9 protein-coding genes are annotated in these 15512 nt (G+C 43.2%); 5 read left to right on the top strand and 4 right to left on the bottom strand.

The window, feature by feature from the left end; all coding sequences use genetic code 11:
• Positions 1-312: 312 nt before the first annotated feature.
• Entirely contained in the window at positions 313-3330 is a 3018-nt protein-coding gene (locus AACR09_RS15020; RefSeq protein WP_193835297.1) for a M6 family metalloprotease domain-containing protein, read from the bottom strand.
• Between the two features lie 270 nt (positions 3331-3600).
• Positions 3601-4593, bottom strand: a complete 993-nt coding sequence (locus tag AACR09_RS15015) for a sugar-binding transcriptional regulator (protein ID WP_017077507.1) — start codon at positions 4591-4593, stop codon at positions 3601-3603.
• Between the two features lie 459 nt (positions 4594-5052).
• Here AACR09_RS15015 and tal point away from each other — a divergent pair, with 459 nt between their 5' ends.
• Together tal and tkt are read left to right on the top strand one after the other, a co-directional pair.
• Complete coding sequence (gene tal, locus AACR09_RS15010) at positions 5053-6003, top strand: transaldolase (RefSeq protein WP_029224345.1); 951 nt, start codon at positions 5053-5055, stop codon at positions 6001-6003.
• A 90-nt stretch (positions 6004-6093) separates the two neighbouring features.
• Positions 6094-8085 carry a transketolase gene (gene tkt, locus AACR09_RS15005; RefSeq protein WP_004731573.1) on the top strand — a complete coding sequence of 664 codons (1992 nt, stop codon included), beginning with the start codon at positions 6094-6096 and terminating at the stop codon, positions 8083-8085.
• A 183-nt stretch (positions 8086-8268) separates the two neighbouring features.
• On the opposite strand, the gene AACR09_RS15000 is transcribed toward tkt, so the two are convergent.
• Entirely contained in the window at positions 8269-9831 is a 1563-nt protein-coding gene (locus AACR09_RS15000) for a methyl-accepting chemotaxis protein (protein ID WP_102502697.1), read from the bottom strand.
• Between the two features lie 177 nt (positions 9832-10008).
• A complete protein-coding gene (locus AACR09_RS14995; RefSeq protein ID WP_004731576.1) occupies positions 10009-10476 on the bottom strand; it encodes an Lrp/AsnC family transcriptional regulator in 468 nt (155 codons plus the stop codon).
• 153 nt (positions 10477-10629) lie between these two features.
• Between AACR09_RS14995 and AACR09_RS14990 the strand changes: the two genes are divergently transcribed.
• From AACR09_RS14990 to AACR09_RS14980, 3 genes are all read left to right on the top strand, one after another.
• Positions 10630-11595 (top strand): hypothetical protein, encoded by a 966-nt coding sequence (locus AACR09_RS14990; protein ID WP_019350636.1) that lies wholly within the window; start codon positions 10630-10632, stop codon positions 11593-11595.
• Between the two features lie 559 nt (positions 11596-12154).
• A complete protein-coding gene (locus AACR09_RS14985) occupies positions 12155-12490 on the top strand; it encodes a hypothetical protein (RefSeq protein ID WP_193835377.1) in 336 nt (111 codons plus the stop codon).
• Positions 12491-12545: 55 nt separating this feature from the next.
• Positions 12546-15302 carry an immune inhibitor A domain-containing protein gene (locus tag AACR09_RS14980; RefSeq protein ID WP_193835296.1) on the top strand — a complete coding sequence of 919 codons (2757 nt, stop codon included), beginning with the start codon at positions 12546-12548 and terminating at the stop codon, positions 15300-15302.
• Positions 15303-15512: the final 210 nt, after the last annotated feature.

The raw sequence follows: 15512 nt of genomic DNA, 5'->3' as shown, positions 1-15512 counted from the left end.
ACACAACACACTCTCCAGACAAATGACAATCAACACAATTATAACCAAAACTTATGCACCCACCACCTTAACGGTACGTAAAAGCTTTGAAATTTATGTAAATAATCGACATTTATAAGGCTAAAGTTCAAAAGTCACTCAAACTGAGCATTGTTCGTTTCTGTGATCAAGATTACGCACAAATGAAACTAAACACCTATAGATGTAGCTCTTGATGCAGAAATGCGACAGATAACTTCATTTTTTGAGTTAAAATTTAGAAACAGGTAAAAAAGAGAGCTAATCAATATAGCTCTCTTTTGTCATTTTATTCTATCGCTTTGCTCTCAATCGGAAGAGTAAACAGAGTATAATAAGAACTGGCAATGAAGAGCTTCCTCCTGATGAATCGCTCTGTGTTATTGGCACAGAGGGTTCATTTGAAACATTTGGTAAAACTTCTATATCAAACGAACCAACCCATTCACCACCGTCGGCCGATAAAGCCTTATATTTAATAGTGTCATATAACGCTAACTTACGTTGAGTAGGCGCATTATAAATAATCTTACCATCGACAATTTTTGCAATTCCATTACGTGGAGATTCCAATATATACAACGAGTGAACACCGCCGTTAATATTAGGAACCAAATTGATTTCATCTCCATATTTTACTTGCAGAGATTTAGTACCCAAGAGTGATGCTTGCTTTCTTCGCACATCAACCACTACAGACTGTTTTGTATACCCTCCGGACGAGTCCTTCACCAGAATAGAAAATTTGTATTGCTCACCTTCCAAAGCATCTCTAGGTATCGTCACTTTAAGGGCTTTAGATTGTGCGCCACCTAACAACAATCTTGGTCCTTGTACTTGAGACCACGTGATTTGATGCTCCGAAGAATCGACATCAATAATATTAGTTACTGTGAATATTACGGTTTCACTAGGCTCAGACTTTGCGTTTAGCCGATCTAGAGTAAATTGCGGGGCGTCATTCACTGGGTTAATATCAACTTCGACATGAGCAAAGTCCGTCTTATCCCCAAGTCGACCTACCAAACGGTATGTAAAATTGTCACGACCAAACTGGTCAGACAGCGGAAAGTAAGTTCCATCTTTAATCACCCCTTTAGTCGGCTTCTTCCCTAGTTCTACAACATAATTATTAGGCTTCGGTAGATTGATATCATTCGCCAACAGATTGAGCATAAAAGGGATGTCTTCATCGGTCGATATCCTATCGTCAACAACAATAGGTTTGTCTTGCGCCGGTAGTTCAAAAAGTACTGCAAAAGGAAAATTCTGACCAAACCCACGGCTCAAACCTCGAGTTTTGTAATCAGAAATGGCCCCCGAAAACTGTCTTTTTCTTTGTCCGTCTCCTAAATACGCATCTAAAAACTGTGTTGAGTATTCAGGAGTACCATTTTCAATCTCTAGGACAATTAACTTAGAGCCTAAACCAAGCTTAATTTTCTCGTCAAAAATGATTTGTCCGCCACCTTGCTGAGCAACACCTCGGTGTAACAATCGAGCTGCGTTCTCGTCAATAACTGCATTGCCGAATCTTGATTGATATGGGTATTCCACCAAACGATAGAACATAGGCATCGCTATGCTTGTTGCTTTCGCGTAAAAATGAATCCCTGCTATGTCTTGTTGGCCGTTAACCACATCAATAGAAAAACCTAAAACATTACTATCCACGTTGTAACGTGGGTAAGTTCTTCCGAATGAGGTTACCCAAGACGATTTATTGTTTGAATTAGGCACCAATAAAGAAAAACTCGCTTTGGTATCATTGCTGACAATATTGGTTATCGATATATCCGTCTTTCTTCCTGCAGTAATCGCCGTTAAGGAAGGTTCAGAGTCATCTGAGAGGTTAGTAACCGATTCTCTACCCGGGAAGACGTCACCATCATCCCCAGACGAAAATCCACTCTCAAGCAATCCCTGCCCATCAGCTTGGAATACCTGCACTTGCATTGGGCCGGAGCTGTTGAATTGGTTATCTATATTCACTGCCGTTACTAACAAACCCTCTCCACGAAGCGCTTGGTCGTAGTTATTTTTACGTCTATTTTCAATGTAAGCACGAGGCCCAAATTGCTTGAGGTAAGGATCGAGGTGAATAACGCTTTCGCCCTTGATTGTGTCTATGTCGACACTACCGTTATTAGAGAGTACTTTTGGCTTTAAAAATCCTGACGCCTCTTTGCTCCACGCCAACATGTTAACCGGCGTTTCACCAGCATACTGGTCACTAGGTTTACTGCCCCAACTACCACCTCCCATTAGCCCCCAATGTCCAATCGAACCATCATGCTTATATGAATATAGATCCGGCAGCCCTAACATCAGGTGTCCAAGTTCATGAGCAATAACACCCATGGTTGATTGGTGGTCATCTTGATAATCTGCGAATAGGCAGTACGCGCTAATACGCTTGCCATCTATCTCAACAGTTCGGTGAGCAAACTTGTGCGGCCAAATAGTGGGCGTTTTACGTGTACCACTAGATTTGTCATTGCCAGCAAACACAAACATCACGGACAGTTCTTGTGGGGAGATACTATCGTCATTGTTGTAGTCATATTGAGAAAGATTAAAGTCAACATCTAACGCTTCATACGCCTTGGTGAACACATTATTAAGTTTACTTTGGCAATTACTTTCAGACTTAGAGTGACAATTTGGATGATCTATATCCAACGTGACATTAATAACGCCATCATTTTTTGTTCCTTCATTTTCTTTGGCCGGAACAACTTTATAATTCCCATAACTATTTTTAAGGAAATAATCTTGAACACTTTGTTGGTTTTCACCAAATATCGTCGACTGAAAGTCATTTTCTATCTGTTCGTTTGAAAAGCTAACTTGTACTACCAACAAAGCTTGCTCAGTGATTCTTTTTTTCGAACGACTTTTTAGAAGTGAGCGTTGATTTTCTATTGGGGTAAATCTTTTAAGGTTTGCAGCAGGTGAGTCAAAAGATTCATTGATGTGTATTGGATCAATTTTCAGATTTTTTATGTTTGATTCTATTGGCACTTCAGCTTCACTCGAAGCCAAAACCCCAGTAGAAATAACTCTGCCAGCCCCGTCATTAGTTGTTTCATACTTGGCAAAATACCATTGATTATCAGTATCCTGAACATATATGTGCCCCTCATGGTCTTGGTACCAAAACATATGCTGGGAGCCCATTAATCGCAGTTCTTTTGTACTGCCATCAATAAAGGTCATCGTGTGCCAGGTCGGCGCAGGTAAAGTAGTCGCTTGTACAGAGTAAACAGCGATGAGCGCTGTAATAAATGTACAAATTAATGTTGTCCTCATTAGGATAATCTCGTTAGTCGAATTTCTCAGAAAGAGATAATTCATTTATTAAATGAAACGAGACCTTATCAATGAGGCATTATATTAACCAATTAACTTTCTAACTAAACCTATAAGTAATTTTTATAACCTTAAGAATATAAACTTTACTTATAGGCACATAAATTTATTATAAAAATAAAAGATAGGTAATAGATAACTCTATCTTTTATTCGTGTAACTTTTAATTAATCCGCCCACCTATTTAAATAATAGATCTTTTTAAAAAAACTATTGAGATGCTTGTTTCATCTGCTCATCTAAGTTAAGTACCGTTAAAGCATTACTTACACTAGTCGCAATCACATCAACTACGCCAGTTCTTAACGCACCTAATAAAGCTAATGGCTTACTGTTCTCGGCAGCGATGGCGATTACATCAGCGATAGGGCGGAACTCTTCCAAGGCCAAGCCAATCACACGGTCACTCATGACTGTATTCGCCGCTTTACCGTGAACGTCGAAAAAGTCATAACCCGCAAAGTCACCGACGACACCTTGTAGTAAACGAGATTGAACGACCTCACCCGCGGTAAACCAGCCTAAGTCGACCATATAGCTGTTTTCACTCATATCACCGATACCCACTAATGCGACATCCGCTTTACGAGCTAGATCGAGTGTTTGCTTAACAGTACTGTTTTCCATGAACGCGGATTTTTGTGCTTTGTTTTCAGCATAAGCAGGCGCGTACAAGGTTTCAGAAGATCCGCCGTACTTTTTCGCTAGTTGTCTGCATATATGGTCGGCGTTAAACATACCGCCTCTTGGGTGAATGCCGCCGATACCACATACGAATTTACAATCACGTGGGGTAATTACGCCAGTATGGTGAGCAACCGACGATACGTTTCGACCTTGGCCAACCGTGACTACCATACCGTTTTTCAAGGTGCTAGTCAGATAGTTAGAGACTAAACCAGCCACTTGCAGTCGTTGCTTCTCTTCATTCGGTTGGTCTAATGCAACCAGTGCACGCTTAACACCAAACCTTTCGATGAGACGTTGTTCAATTTTGGCACTGAAGACAGGGTGATATTTCACGGTAATCTCTACAATCCCTTCGTCTCGGGCTTGTTTGAGCATTCGACCAACCTTTGCACGAGAGATAGAGAACTTTTTAGAGATCTCTTCTTGTGTAGCGCCATCTTGATAGTAAGCAACGGCGACTTCAGTGAGGAGATCAGTGTTTTCTTCGGAAACATCTTGGATATTCTTACTCATATACCACTCAACCAATATTTAACAATTATTTTACCTGCTGTACTTCCTAATATAGGAGAGCTCAGTAAGTGATGCACAAGCTTACACCCTGAACATATGTAACAACAAGGAACATTTGCTCAGCATCATAACCATAGTTTCATTGTTGATTAATTCACCTCACTTTGTCTGTTAAACGTTTGCTTGCATACCCCATGATTACTAGAGCGAAATATATTTGACTGAAGTCACCATACGGCACTATTTACCGTTGACTTTGGGGCTAGATCGGATAAATATGGCTACATCATTTACTCATCGAGCGAACAAATGTTCTGTGCAAATGTTCGTTCGGAGAAAAATTTAAATTAATGTAAGTTAGGCTCACTGGTACAACCATGAGGAACTTCATTAGTTCGCTTGCAAATGCCCACACCTCTCCCATTAAAGGGGTGTTCTGCGATACATAGGATGATCAAAATGAGCAATAAATTAGAGCAACTTCGTAAACTAACAACTGTTGTAGCTGACACTGGCGATATCGAAGCTATCAGCAAGTACACTCCGGAAGATGCAACAACTAACCCATCTCTAATTCTTAAAGCCGCTCAAATTGCTGAGTACGCACCTCTAATCGATGCTTCTATCGAATACGCTAAAGCGCAAAGCGCTGATAAAGCACAACAAGTTCAAGACACTTGTGACATGCTTAACGTGAACATCGGTAAAGAAATCCTTAACGTTGTACCTGGCCGTATCTCTACTGAAGTAGATGCTCGTCTTTCTTACGACATGGAAGGCAGCGTTGCTAAAGCTCGTCAACTTATCAAAATGTACAACGACGCTGGCATCACTAACGACCGCATCCTTATCAAGCTGGCTTCTACTTGGGAAGGCATCCGTGCTGCTGAAATCCTAGAGAAAGAAGGCATCAACTGTAACCTAACGCTTCTATTCTCTTTCGCTCAAGCTCGTGCTTGTGCTGAAGCGGGTGTATTCCTTATCTCTCCTTTCGTTGGTCGCATCATGGACTGGTACAAAGCGAAAGAAGGTCGTGATTTCGAAGCTTCAGAAGATCCAGGCGTAATCTCTGTTTCAGACATCTACAACTACTACAAAGAGCACGGTTACAAGACTGTTGTTATGGGCGCAAGCTTCCGTAACATCGGCGAGATCCTTGAACTTGCTGGCTGTGACCGTCTAACTATCGCTCCTCAACTTCTAGCTGACCTAGAAGCAGCTGAAGGCGAAGTAGTAGAGAAGCTAATCGACTCTAACGGTACTAAAGAGCGTCCTGCTGCAATGACTCACGCTGAGTTCCTATGGGATCACAACCAAGACCCAATGGCTGTAGAGAAGCTAGCTGAAGGCATCCGCAACTTCGCCGTAGACCAAGGCAAACTAGAAGACATGATCGCAGCTAAGCTGTAATCACTACCGAATAAATAAGAGGAACGAATTTCGTTCCTCTTTTACATCTATCCACGAATTTTTAATTTCGAATCAATTTTGGAAGCAATTATGAACCGCAAACATCTAGCTAACGCGATCCGTGCTCTAAGCATGGACGGCGTACAACAAGCAAACTCTGGTCACCCTGGCGCACCTATGGGCATGGCTGACATCGCTGAAGTACTTTGGCGCTCTCACCTAAACCACAACCCGTCAAACCCAGAGTGGGCTGACCGCGACCGTTTTATCCTGTCTAACGGCCACGGCTCTATGCTGATTTACTCTCTGCTTCATCTAGCAGGTTACGAGCTTTCAATTGAAGACCTTAAGAACTTCCGTCAACTGCACTCTAAGACTCCAGGTCACCCAGAGTACGGCTACGCACCAGGTATCGAAACAACGACGGGTCCTCTAGGTCAAGGCATCACCAACGCTGTTGGTATGGCGATGGCTGAAAAAGCTCTTGCGGCACAGTTCAACAAAGAAGGCCACGACATCGTAGACCACTACACTTATGCATTCATGGGTGATGGCTGTCTGATGGAAGGTATCTCTCACGAAGCATGTTCTCTAGCAGGTACGCTAGGTCTTGGTAAGCTGGTTGCTTTCTGGGATGACAACGGCATCTCTATCGATGGCGAAGTGGAAGGTTGGTTCTCTGACGATACTCCTAAGCGTTTTGAAGCTTACGGCTGGCACGTAATCCCAGCAGTTGATGGTCACGATGCTGACGCTATCAACGCGGCTATCGAAGCAGCTAAAGCGGATCCTCGTCCGACTCTAATCTGTACTAAAACTGTAATCGGCTTTGGTTCTCCAAACAAAGCAGGTACGCACGACTGTCACGGTGCACCATTAGGCGCTGATGAAATCGCAGCAACTCGTAAGCAACTAGGTTGGGAGCACGGTCCTTTTGAAATTCCGTCGGAAGTTTACTCAGAGTGGGATGCGAAAGAAGCAGGCGCAGCTAAGGAAGCAGCGTGGAACGAGAAACTTGCAGCTTATGAAGCAGCATACCCTGAGCTGGCAGCTGAATTCAAACGCCGCGTAAACGGTGATCTTCCTGCTGAATGGGAAGAGAAAGCATCGGCAATCATCGCTGATCTTCAAGCTAACCCAGCAAACATCGCATCACGTAAAGCATCTCAAAATGCACTAGAAGCGTTCGGTGCTATGCTACCTGAATTCATGGGCGGTTCTGCTGACCTTGCGCCTTCTAACCTGACTATGTGGTCTGGTTCTAAGTCTCTTGAAGCAAATGACTTCTCTGGTAACTACATCCACTACGGTGTACGTGAATTCGGTATGACGGCTATCATGAACGGTATCGCTCTGCACGGTGGTTTCGTACCATACGGCGCAACGTTCCTAATGTTCATGGAATACGCTCGTAACGCTATGCGTATGGCTGCTCTGATGAAAACTCAGAACATCCAAGTTTACACGCACGATTCTATCGGCCTAGGCGAAGATGGTCCTACTCACCAACCGGTTGAACAGATCGCTTCTCTACGTCTGACTCCAAACATGAGCACATGGCGTCCATGTGACCAAGTTGAGTCTGCTGTTGCTTGGAAACTGGCAATCGAGCGTAAAGATGGTCCTTCTGCACTTATCTTCTCTCGTCAAAACCTTGCACAGCAAGATCGTGACGCTGAGCAAGTGGCAAACATCGCGAAGGGTGGTTACATCCTGAAAGATTGTGCTGGCAAGCCAGAGCTAATCATCATTGCAACGGGTTCTGAAGTTGAGCTAGCGGTTAGCGCTGCTGCTGAACTAACAGCTGAAGGTAAAGCGGTACGCGTAGTATCTATGCCTGCAACTGATGCATTCGACAAGCAAGACGCTGAATACCGTGAGTCTGTACTTCCGTCAGACGTTACAGCACGTATCGCAGTAGAAGCTGGCATCGCTGACTTCTGGTACAAGTACGTTGGCTTCGGTGGCAAGATCATCGGCATGACAACGTTCGGCGAATCTGCACCAGCAGGCGAGCTATTCAAGATGTTCGGTTTCACTACTGAAAACGTAGTAAACACAGCGAAAGAGATTCTTGCTTAGTCTGTTAATCCGTTAGCTGATTTCTAAGCACATAATAGAAAGCCCTACTCTTTTGAGTAGGGCTTTTTTGTATCTGTTGCCTGTTAATCTGTTATCTGTTCTTTTGGCTCACAAAAAAGCCCTGCTAGCTTCGCAAGGCTCTTTCTTGTTTCTTAATTTCTCATTCGGGTTTGAATTTGGCAGCTATTTCTCTTCGAAGCGCTTCGCCAAGTGATAGAACTCATTCACTTGCTCTTTTAGCTCAGTGGAGTGGTCTTTCACGGAATGCGTTGCCACTAAATTTTGCTCTGCAGTAGACGCGATAGACTGCATATGTAGGTTTACATCACTCGATAGCTGACGCTGTTTATGCGCGGAGCTTTCAACCGACTGCATTAAATCGTTCATCGATTGCATTAAAGTTTCGACTTCAGACAAGCGATCTGCACTCACCTTCGCAACATCGCCACACGCGTCCGTTTGCTCTCGGTTCGCCAGAATATCCTTTTGCCAACCTTCAATCGTCGCTAGCATGGTGTCGATACTCTCTTTGATCTGAACCGTCGCCTTTGACGTACGACCCGATAGCGCACGTACTTCGTCGGCAACAACGGCAAAGCCTCGTCCTTGCTCGCCCGCTCTAGCCGCTTCAATTGCTGCATTTAGTGCCAACAAATTGGTTTGTTCGGCGATTCCACCAATCTCTTCCATTATCTTGCTTACGCTCTGCGCTTGATCGCTCAATTGGTAAGTCGTTTGGGTCGCCTTTTCAGCCTGTGAAGCTAAGCTTTCTAAATTTCGATGGGTTTGATTAATGCTCTCTTTAGCACCAGCACAGGTTTGCAAAGTCACATCAACAATCTGGTGCGCTTCTTCTGTACGAGAAGAGACCTCATTCGCGGTGACTTCAACCTCTTCAGTCGCCTCTCGCACTTGAAGAATGTCTTTTGTTTGTTGATCTAAAGCTTCAGATACTTCAAATGACGTGGCATTCAGGTTGTCCGCCAAATCCTGTAGTGGCTTGGCAGAGTCTGTCATACGACCTAACACGGTGCGGATTCGTGCAGACAATAGTTTTAAGTGAAAATCGGCAATAGAGAACTGACTATTACCTGAATAGACAAGGCGACTGACACTATCGAATTTAGATTGCAGCTTTTTTAACTGCAATGGAGTATCAATGAGCTCTTGTCGGAAAAGCAATGCTAATGCGGAAACAGGAAGTAAGCTCAACAACCATTGCGATACTTGCCCTACTTCGATCAGGTTTGAAATCAAAGGGGCTGCTAAAGAACCTAGTAACACTGCGTAACGAACACTGTCACTGATCTGTAACGACCATTGACGACCCGATATCTCTGCCTTCAATAAGCTTTGGTAAGCCTTATCCGCGACTTGTACCCATTCGTTTTTAGGCTTAACACGAACCGATTGGTAGCCACTCACCTTCCCGCCATCATAAATAGGGGTAACGTAAGCATCAACCCAGTAGTAACCACCAGATTGGGTTTTATTTTTTACGATACCGCGCCATGCTTTACCTTGCTTTAGGTTAACCCACATATCGGCAAAAGCCGCTTTCGGCATATCATTATGCCTCACGATATTGTGGTGTTGCCCTAGCAACTCTTGTTGGCTGTATTCTGCGATACGACAAAAAGCATCATTACTGTAAGTAATCACACCTTTAAGGTCGGTAGTCGAGACAAGTTGTTCGTTTTCGCTTAGAAGCGTTTCACGAGATTGAGAAGATGAACTGACAGTCATTTATATTAACTTTTGTTAATTATTGTTTTAGGCGAGGAATATATACAATTATTAAAGTTATGACAAAATGTGAACGTCACATTTTATGTAAATGCCTGCTATTTATACAAAAATACGCCTGACACCTCACAAAGCTCAAAGCTTCACTCCTTTTCTTTTCTCTTCTCAAATTCACGGTCATGACTCATCTAAGTTCACTGCAGTGGTAAATTTCACGGTTCTCATTGAAACAGAGGTATGGAACTTGCGAATGTTTAAATCTTTGCGCAGTACTCGTTCAACAAAATCTTCGTAGGCTTGAATGTCTTTGACCGTCACAATCAACATGAAGTCAAAACTGCCCGATATCTGATAGCACTGCGTGACCTCTTCTGCCTTTGAAATAGAATGGCGAAAGATTTGGTAAATATCCCCTCGATCACGCTCCATTTCCACGGATACAATCAAAGTCATCTTACTGCCGGTCAGTTCTGGGTTGATGATAGAAACATCACCGACTATCACACCCTCTTCTCTCAGCCGTTTCACTCGCTTTAGGCAAGCCGGAGGTGATAACCCAACCATCTCAGCCAATGTTAGGTTTGGGATTCGGTTGTTCTTCTGCAGTTCAACGAGAATATTTCTATCTATACGATCAATTTCCATAATTTCTCAAAACTCTATTTTTGTGACTGATAATTTCAAATATTACGACAAATAAAAAATTTGAGTCGAATATTGGTGTGGATTTTGAAATAACCATCACAATAATCAGGGTAAGATCTTCTCATTCCAAACAATCGAACCATGGTCGTAACTATGAAATCAATCTATCAATTTTTTAAAGAACTCCTCAGAGAGATTTTCGATGTCACCTCGACTCTTTTCCGAATCATGATTCCAATCATCATCGTGATAAAGGTCGTTGAAGAACTTGGCGGCGTCGTGATTCTTAGCGAATGGCTAAGCCCAATAATGGAAAGCGTCGGATTACCGAAAGAAATGGGCTTGGTATGGGCAACAACGATACTTACTAACATCTATGCGGGACTGATTATTCTTATTAATTCAGATGCTCCCTTAACAGTTGCTCAAGCCTCGGTTTTAGGCAGCATGATGCTACTAGCGCATTCATTACCGATTGAGGGTGCAATAGCTAAAAAGGCAGGCGTGAGTTGGCTGGCTACCCTATCAGTGAGAGTCGGTGGTAGCTTGGTGCTGGCATGGTTACTCAATCTCAGTTATCAATACGGGGATTTGCTCAACTACCCAGCAACCGTGCTTTGGCAGCCTGAAGTATCTGGAGACTCGAGCTATCTTGGATGGGCTATTGAGCAGCTAAAGAGCTTTGCCGTTATCTTCATCGTGATTTCAGCACTATTACTGCTACTCAAGATTTTAAAGATTCTAGGCGTTGAAAAGCTCATGGCAATATTGTTAAGACCATTCTTGAGACTGCTAGGAATTAGCAAGGACGCAACCAACTTAACGATAATCGGAATCACGCTTGGTCTTTCGTTTGGCGGCGGCTTATTGATCAATGAAGCTAAAAAGGGACATATCTCGGCGAGGGATGTTTTCACCGCAATCATGCTGCTCAATCTACTCCACAGTTTGATTGAAGATACACTTTTGATCATGTTAATTGGGGCTGATTTTTACACCATATTTTGGGGAAGGTTAGTATTCTCAGTGCTGGTTATCGCCTTAATATCAAACGTCATTAAGCGCATGAATCCACGTACTTGTGAACGTTATTTTTATCGTGATGTCTCTCAGTCATAAGTAAATCGCCAACGAGAATAAAAGGAAAAGAGCTCAAATACGGGCTCTTTTTTACGACTTGGGGCTCCTATCACCTTCGCTATTGTTAAATTTCACGCCCTTGAAACACTGAAAATCATTCTCAACACCCCAATTATTGATATTTCGAGTGAAAATAATTTCAGTATGAGTATTTACTAAACACTCAATTATTAAATTCATTTTTCTAAACACAGATAATAAAACACATATATTATTATTATCACTCCATACCTTGTATAAAGCGCTCTCAAGATAATAACCACTTCCCAACCAATGTTGTTAAAAATCCAAACTATCAACTATTCATTCAACAAAATCCACTAAATAGCTGATAATAAAATAAATAACACCCCTTATTTGATATTAACTTTAAATGTTGAAATCGGAACGAACAATTACTTGTAATAATTATCCATTTGATTGGTCAATTTTATAAATATATTTTGTTACATAATCAAAACTGATGGCTCTTATGAATATGTTCCTTATAGCAGCGCCTGTTACAACTGAGACTCATACAACTAAGACTCTTACAAAAATACCTAGAAAAACAATGGCTTTAATGGTTCTCATTTTTTCCTCACTGTCACAGGCTTCCACTATTGAGAACGACGAACTATTGCTGAAGTCATTGATTGAACGAGGCGTTATCTGTCCAGGCTTAACCTATGAGGGCAATCAAGAAGCTTTGCGTATCTATCTCAACGCTAAAAAAGTAAAGAGCACTCAGTTTGATTCAAAAACTAGAAAAGAGACAACTAATACAAAAGAAATAGAAAATATAAAAGAGATAGAAAGTACGAAACATACAGCAAACACACGTCAGTTAAATAAGACACCACAAGAGTGTATTAGGCCAGACTCGGACAACTGATTCGAATAAGGCAGTTGATACTGATATCGACATGGAAATATAAAAAGGAAATATAATGAAAATGATGAGAAAAACATTGTTGGCTTCAGCAATGCTTACTCTATTTAGCGTCAGTAGTTATGCAAAAACACCTATTGATTTAGGCGTTGTTAATGAAGACAAACTTATTGAAATGCTAGTTAGACAAGGCTTAGTCGACCAAAATGCAACCGATGTGGCAAAACACGACGCACTTGACCGTTACTTAAAAAATAAGATCAATTCCGGTTTTAAAGGCGACGCTCAATTCGGTAAAAAAGCACTTGAGCAACGAGCGAAAATACTCAAAGCCATCGAAAAAGGATCCGGTGTTAAAAAAGCGAGTGTCTTTGCTTTAGAAGTCGGCACCAAGCGTACCGATAAAGTACTCGCTCTGTTAGTCGATTTCCCTGATTTGAACTGGGATAATAACAAGCTGACCGAAGAGCACACGCAGATGCTCTATGAGAGCTACAACCCAGAGCATTATCAAGAGCTGTTGTTCTCAAATTCTGGCTACACAGGGCCCAACGGCGAGAACCTAATCTCGATGCGCCAATATTACCAAAGCGAATCAGGTGATAGTTACAGCGTTGCAGGTCAAGCGGCAGGTTGGTATCGCGCCTCTAAGCCTGCGTCATTCTATGGTGGCAACTCCCCTACCACCGACAACGACTTAAACGCACAGGAACTGGTTCGTGAAGCACTGAATCAATTGGCTCAAGATCCGAGTATCAACCTAGCCGATTACGACATCGAAGATCGTTACGATTACGACGGTGACGGAAACTTCCGTGAACCCGATGGTGTGATTGATCACCTAATGGTATTCCACGCATCGGTAGGCGAAGAAGCCGGTGGTGGTGTATTGGGCCCTGACGCTATCTGGTCGCACCGATTCAACCTTGGTCGCACACATGTGCTTGAAGGTACCTCTAGCTCGCTTCCCGACCGCTTTGGTGGCCAATACGCGGCATTTGATTACACCATTCAACCGATTGATGCAGCAGCTGGTGTCTGTGCTCACGAGTATGGCCATGATTTAGGCTTACCAGACGAGTACGACACGCAATACACAGGCAAGGGTGAACCAGTATCTTACTGGTCAATCATGTCTTCAGGCAGCTGGGCTGGCAAAATTGGTGGCACACAACCAACGGCATTCAGCTCTTGGGCAAAACACTTCCTACAAAAATCGATTGGTGGCCGCTGGGTTAACGATGATCAAATCTCGATTGATGACCTAGAAGACAACCCACAAGTTTATACACTGTTCCAAACCACGGATAACAGCCGTCCGAACATGATTAAGGTCGATCTTCCTGAAAAGCAAATTGAAGGTCTGAAACCCTTTGAGGGAGAGTATTCATTCCACTCTCAAAAAGGCGATGATCTGAAAAATAGCATGACTCGCAAGTTGGTGATTCCAGCGGGTGATTCTGCATTGCTTTCGTTCAAAACGTGGTATGAAATTGAGAAAGACTACGACTTCGCTCGCGTGCTAATCAACGGACAAGCAATAGCTGGCAACATCACCTCAATGGATGACCCATACAATACTGGCCTCGTTCCTGCTATTGGCGGCGAATCTAGCGGGTGGATTGACGCTGAGTTTGACGTTTCACAATGGGTAGGCCAAGAAGTAGAGCTTTCGTTTGAGTACATCACCGATGGTGGCTTGGCGATGGAAGGCTTCTATCTGGATAACCTCAGTGTGGTCGTGGATGGTGAAGTAACCTCAATAGACGATGGAGAAAGCAACTCAACCTTCGCCCTAAATGGCTACAAGCTAAGTAATGGATTCCACCAAGCGCAACACTACTACCTACTGCAATGGCGTAGCCACATGGACGTTGATGAAGGTCTAGCCAACATCAAACGCATGGGCCAACTCATCTCATTCGATCCAGGTTTGATCATTTGGTACGTAGACGAGTCGCTGACTGATAACTGGGTAGGCAAACACCCAGGTGAAGGTTGGTTAGGCGTGGTCGATGCAGACCAGAATGCCATGACTTGGGAAAAATCCGGTGAAGTCGCTCAAACTCGTTACCAAGTTCGTGATGCTGCGTTTTCACTCAAAGATCATACCCCAATGCGTCTTGTGAACAGCGACGATGATGTACTTGAAGATACCAGTTTGGTTGGCAATGCTAGCTTCTCTGACGACCAAGATTACACCACTCCACAAGCGCCTGATTCAGGACGTATCCTAACGGAATTTGGCTTAGCCGTTGATATTGTGAATCAGAGTGACAACAACGAATACGGCGTGGTTCGCTTATCTAAAGTAAGCCAACACAATGTCGCCCCTACTGCGAACTTCGAGCTCAATGTCACTGGCCTGAACGTTTCTGCACGTAACTTCAGTTCTGATCAAGACGGTGAGATCGTCAGTTATCTATGGGACTTTGGCAACGGCACAACAAGTAACGAAGTGGCACCAACTTGGTCTTACGAGCAAGCCGGTGAATACACGGTGAACTTGACTGTTGTTGACGACAAAGGCGCTACCGATTCATTTAGCTCTGTGGTGAGTGTTGAATCTCCAAACGCCCTTCCAGAAGCGAGCGCGAAGTACATTCACTTGGGTCGTTGGGTAACCATGTGGTCTACAAGTTCAGACAGCGATGGTCGTATTGTTGATACCGAGTGGACACTTCCAAACGGAAAGGTGAAACGAGGTCGCACATTCACTTCAATCTTCCCTTCATACGGAGAGCACGAGGTGACACTGAAGATAATCGATGACCAAGGTGGGATTACGACTAAGACAATTTTGGTCGACCTGTAGCTCATCTTGGGTCTTAGGTCTTAGGTCTTAGGTCTTAAACGATAGACCATCAAAATAAGTACGCGGCTCTATCACGCGTACTTACAAGCAAGCTTAAGCACTGTTGTCTTCGAGCATGAGCCAAGACAGCAGTTTTAAGGAAACGTTATTATTTAAGCCGTAAGCAAAAGCCCTACCGATTTGGTAGGGCTTTTTATTTGTCGTAGTTCG

The organism is Vibrio sp. OPT20 (assembly GCF_963889365.1).
Classification (GTDB): Bacteria; Pseudomonadota; Gammaproteobacteria; order Enterobacterales; family Vibrionaceae; genus Vibrio; species Vibrio splendidus.
The sequence above is the reverse complement of the archived record's forward strand: the minus strand, read 5'-3'. Positions and strand labels throughout refer to the sequence as shown.

Excerpts from the sequence above, each read along its gene's own strand:
- AACR09_RS15020 (WP_193835297.1), bottom strand. The coding sequence starts at position 3,330 with ATGAGGACAACATTAATTTGTACATTTATTACAGCGCTCATCGCTGTT.
- AACR09_RS15015 (WP_017077507.1), bottom strand. The coding sequence starts at position 4,593 with ATGAGTAAGAATATCCAAGATGTTTCCGAAGAAAACACTGATCTCCTC.
- tal (WP_029224345.1), top strand. The coding sequence starts at position 5,053 with ATGAGCAATAAATTAGAGCAACTTCGTAAACTAACAACTGTTGTAGCT.
- tkt (WP_004731573.1), top strand. The coding sequence starts at position 6,094 with ATGAACCGCAAACATCTAGCTAACGCGATCCGTGCTCTAAGCATGGAC.
- AACR09_RS15000 (WP_102502697.1), bottom strand. The coding sequence starts at position 9,831 with ATGACTGTCAGTTCATCTTCTCAATCTCGTGAAACGCTTCTAAGCGAA.
- AACR09_RS14995 (WP_004731576.1), bottom strand. The coding sequence starts at position 10,476 with ATGGAAATTGATCGTATAGATAGAAATATTCTCGTTGAACTGCAGAAG.
- AACR09_RS14990 (WP_019350636.1), top strand. The coding sequence starts at position 10,630 with ATGAAATCAATCTATCAATTTTTTAAAGAACTCCTCAGAGAGATTTTC.
- AACR09_RS14980 (WP_193835296.1), top strand. The coding sequence starts at position 12,546 with ATGAAAATGATGAGAAAAACATTGTTGGCTTCAGCAATGCTTACTCTA.